Origin of the sequence: Anaerophilus nitritigenes, assembly GCF_004138215.1 — a bacterium.
Classification (GTDB): domain Bacteria; phylum Bacillota; class Clostridia; order Peptostreptococcales; family Thermotaleaceae; genus Anaerophilus; species Anaerophilus nitritogenes.
The window spans coordinates 1-3940 of record NZ_RYYS01000109.1 but is presented as its reverse complement, the minus strand read 5'-3'; the positions used below and the strand labels follow the sequence as shown (position 1 = coordinate 3940).

Here is a 3940-nt window from a genome sequence, read left to right as displayed (position 1 = left end):
CTCTAATAAAGTAATGGAGCGGGATTATGAACAATCCCACCCCAACTATTGACATAGAGCCTTCTATAAAAATACCCCACAAGTATATCTACCTGTGAGGTGCTCAGTTTTTCTGTCCCTGTGATTCTTTAAGCTTTTTTCCCTTTTTCATAAAGAACTTCTGGATCAATATCAGCTTGATTACTCCATTCTATAGTATCAAAACTAATTTTAACAGATCTAAATATTTTCTCATCTTTTAATTCTTTAAAAATTCCTTTATCTAGATATGGTTTCATATCAAATATTTTTTTTTCACCATTTTCAAAAGTTAATAATAATTGATAATCACTTAGAGGCTCTACATTAATAACTGATAAGTACATAAATACACCGTTGCCAAAACCTTATAAAACTCTATAAGTTTGTTTAATTCCCTGTTCAACGTACTCCATTTTGCCGTAGCTACTTTGGTTTGTATAGCACTCCAAGGGCTTAACTTCGGATACAACGAATCCTACACCTCAAACATAACTGTTTAAGTAGTTATGCTGAATATCTGCTTAAATTAATTGAAGCATTAAGATCTCTATCAATTACTGCTCCACATTCTTCACAGATATAAGTCCTTTCAGATAGCGATAATTTAGTCTTTTTATGTCCGCACTCACTACATATTTTTGATGATGGATACCAAATATCTGCTTCAACAAATTCAATTCCATAGAACTCACATTTGTATTGAAGTTGTCTTTTAAACTCATATAGTCCTTGCTTAGCTATAGCTTTAGACAAATGTTTATTCTTCATCATACCTTTGATATTAAGTGTTTCCATAACTACTCTTGATGGCTTGGTTTTCACTATCTTTGTAGTTGCTTGGTGTAAGTGATTGTTCCTAATATTAGATAGTCTTCTATGAAGTAGTCTAATATGCTTTTCAAGTTTTATAATGTTGCAAGTTTTGACGAACTTCCTCCCTTCTTTATTCAACTCATATTTTTTAGATATTTTACGTTGCAACCTACGTAATCTTTTCTCTAATTTCTTAACTAATCTTGTTTTATTAATATTTTCAAAAGTCATTCCGTTTGAGCATATAGCAAGGTCTTTAACACCTACATCTATGCCTATACTTTCATCAGTTAATTCTATTATATGATTTTCATTTTCAATACTCACAGATACATACCAATACTTTCCGTCAAAACTTACTCTTGGATTGGTGTATTTAACATCCATTGGTATTTGTTCTGATATTTTAATCCAGCCTACTTTTTCAATTAATACTAAATTCTCTTTAACTTTAAGTTTTGATGTATCATTATAGAATGAAGGTTTGCTTTTTCTTCTACTCTTAAATTTTGGCTTATCAGTTAACCCTTTAAAGAAATTTTTATAAGCATTACAAGCATCTTTTACAGCCTGTTTTGCCACATTGTTAGATACTTCATTAAGCCATTTAAGTTCTGCTTTCTTTAGAATAGTTAACTCTTTTCTCAAATCACCATCATTTATAAATTTACCACCATTTTTATAATTTTCTTCTTGTCTTGCAAGTGTCCAATTATAAATAAATCTTGCAGTACCAACTGATTGCCATAATTTTTGTTCCTGCTCTTTAGTTGGGTATAATCTAACTTTCTTCCCCAATATCACTTTCTAACAACTCCTTAATCATTTTTTTAGCTTTATTGGCTCTCTTGCCTTGAAGTCTACAACTAAAAACCGTAACAATTTGGATTAAATCCTCAACTAGTTCCTGTTCCTCTGTATTTTCAGTATTGTCTATAATTTCAATGGTAGTCCCATACTTATTACATAGGTTTTCTATAATCTCAAACCCAAATCTTAATAGCCTATCTTTATATAAAATTACTATTTTTTCAACTTCTGAATTAGTTATCATATCTATTAGTTGATTTAATCCTTTTTTGTTGTAGTTTATTCCACTTCCTATATCTTGGATAATTTCAAATTGATAACCTTTAGCAATCATATATGTTTTAACATTTTCTATTTGCCTTTCAAGGTCATCTTTTTGTTTGTGGGAACTAACTCTACAATATCCTATTACTTTTTTAATTTTAATTTCAATACCTTTAATTCCTAAAAAATGATTAAGTTGTTCTTGAGAATAATACCTATATCCTGTTGGTGCAACATGATGTGGCTTTAATATATCTTTTTTATCCCATTCTCTCAATGTTTGAGGATTTTTTCCTATTAATTTTGAAAATTGCCCTATAGAATAATATTTCATTTATATCACCTCTGAATTTATCATAACATAATCTTTAGACAAATCCAACAAGGTTATATAAACTTATGCAAGGTTTTATTAACAGCTACTAAACCTCTTTTTATCCATAAAAATACCTGTTCTTTTGATTTTAAAGTAGAATAATATCTTCAAAAATTATATAATATATTTTACAGAAACATTTATGGAAGGATGATATTATGGAAAAATTATTTGAACAAATACTAGAAAAGTTAAACTCCTTAGAGCTAGGACAAAATAGAATTGACAAAAAATTAGATTCCGTCATTGACCATACTGCTGATTTAAATGAATTTAGGACTGAAACAAAACAAAATTTATCTGATATCAAAGATACTCTCCAGTTTGTATTACACAAAGAAATTGAAACTGAAAAAGAAATATTCAATTTAAAAAGATTAAATAAGTAAGATATTTTTTAAACAACCTGCTTATTGCTCTCAATAAATTACAATAGTCTCTATACCCTTATTCTACTAAAATAATCCTATCTATTCACTTATGAATCCATGTACCTGTCCCGGTGATTCTTATTATTTATTTTACATTATTAATATTAATTACTTTTTTTATTTTATCTATATCTTTTGTTTTCTCTTCTAATTTCATAAATTCAGTATCTGCTTCAGTAATAAAATTTAAAATTGATTTTTGTGTAGTTTCTATTTGATTTTGAATTTTTTCAAGATTTTCTAATTTTTGATCTATTACATTTAATCTATCATTCATAGGCTGTAATTTTTTATCTAATAAACCTTCAATTGATTTTAAGAGCAAATCATTTTCCATTATGTTCACCACCTACATTTTAAATTACTTTCATTTTAACATCCAGTTACTTTTAATTCAATCTTATAATGTATATCAACATACTATAAAAAACACCCCTCAAGCATTTCTCTCTACCTAAGAGGTGTATCTGTTTTAATTCTTATAACTTAATCAACTGACGACTTTAATACTTTAACCTTTCTGAATCATAGTACCTGTCCCCATGATTCTCTATTTTTTTAATTTTTAATAATAATATTATAAGATGCAGTTTATTTTCTATATAATTATGATATAATAATAAAAAAGGTAATCGGATTCGCAAAATAAAATGCGATTGCCACTTAGCTGATTGAATTACTTAATCACTCTGCATGGCGGTGCAGGGTGATTATTTCTTTTGGTTATTATTCCTATCTAAATAGGAGATAAGCGACACAGTAAATATTGAAAACATTATCATAATAGATATTGCCTCATATGTACTCATATCGCACCACCTCCCTTCTTCTGAAGTAAGGTGGCAACCACACCCTGCTTTTCCGATTACCTTATATTATTTTAACAGAATAATTAATAATTGCCTATATATTTTTAAGAGCTAGCCACATTTCTGCGACTAACTCTCTTATTTTGTTATTTAATATAGTTTTAGTTTAAATCATGGTACCTGTCCCTTTGATTCCCTTTCCAAAATAACCGTCGTGTTATATCGCCCTTATCACCCCGAAACTAACACCTGTCAGCCGCTCAATTTGTCTAAAAGACAAACCTTTCTCCTTGCATGCTTTAATAACTTCATTACGTTTACCCTTGTCAAACCCTTGAATTTCTGTAGGGCTCTGGGCGCCGGAAATGCTCCTGATAAAATCACTGGCTTCGGCGTCATTTAGCCTAACATCCTGA

Annotated in this window: 6 protein-coding genes and 1 pseudogene; 1 reads left to right on the top strand and 6 read right to left on the bottom strand. The window is 29.1% G+C overall.

Going from position 1 to position 3940, the window contains the following annotated elements; all coding sequences use genetic code 11:
- Positions 1 to 128 precede the first annotated feature (128 nt).
- From EK368_RS14600 to EK368_RS14590, 3 genes are all read right to left on the bottom strand, one after another.
- Positions 129 to 365, bottom strand: a complete 237-nt coding sequence (locus EK368_RS14600; protein ID WP_129600937.1) for a DUF2442 domain-containing protein — start codon at positions 363 to 365, stop codon at positions 129 to 131.
- 160 nt (positions 366 to 525) lie between these two features.
- Positions 526 to 1638, bottom strand: a complete 1113-nt coding sequence (locus EK368_RS14595) for an RNA-guided endonuclease InsQ/TnpB family protein (RefSeq protein ID WP_129600935.1) — start codon at positions 1636 to 1638, stop codon at positions 526 to 528.
- Entirely contained in the window at positions 1616 to 2242 is a 627-nt protein-coding gene (locus tag EK368_RS14590; protein ID WP_129600933.1) for an IS607 family transposase, read from the bottom strand. Before EK368_RS14590 ends, EK368_RS14595 begins: the two co-directional genes overlap by 23 nt.
- Positions 2243 to 2442: 200 nt before the next feature.
- Between EK368_RS14590 and EK368_RS14585 the strand changes: the two genes are divergently transcribed.
- Positions 2443 to 2673 (top strand): hypothetical protein, encoded by a 231-nt coding sequence (locus tag EK368_RS14585; RefSeq protein ID WP_202976499.1) that lies wholly within the window; start codon positions 2443 to 2445, stop codon positions 2671 to 2673.
- 127 nt (positions 2674 to 2800) lie between these two features.
- Here the strand turns inward: EK368_RS14585 and EK368_RS14580 are convergent, their stop codons facing one another.
- From EK368_RS14580 to EK368_RS15110, 3 genes and pseudogenes are all read right to left on the bottom strand, one after another.
- A complete protein-coding gene (locus tag EK368_RS14580; RefSeq protein ID WP_129600931.1) occupies positions 2801 to 3052 on the bottom strand; it encodes a hypothetical protein in 252 nt (83 codons plus the stop codon).
- A gap of 373 nt (positions 3053 to 3425) precedes the next feature.
- Complete coding sequence (locus EK368_RS15215) at positions 3426 to 3524, bottom strand: putative holin-like toxin (RefSeq protein ID WP_279222286.1); 99 nt, start codon at positions 3522 to 3524, stop codon at positions 3426 to 3428.
- A 217-nt stretch (positions 3525 to 3741) separates the two neighbouring features.
- Positions 3742 to 3940: pseudogene (locus EK368_RS15110) on the bottom strand (transposase); the annotation flags it as partial.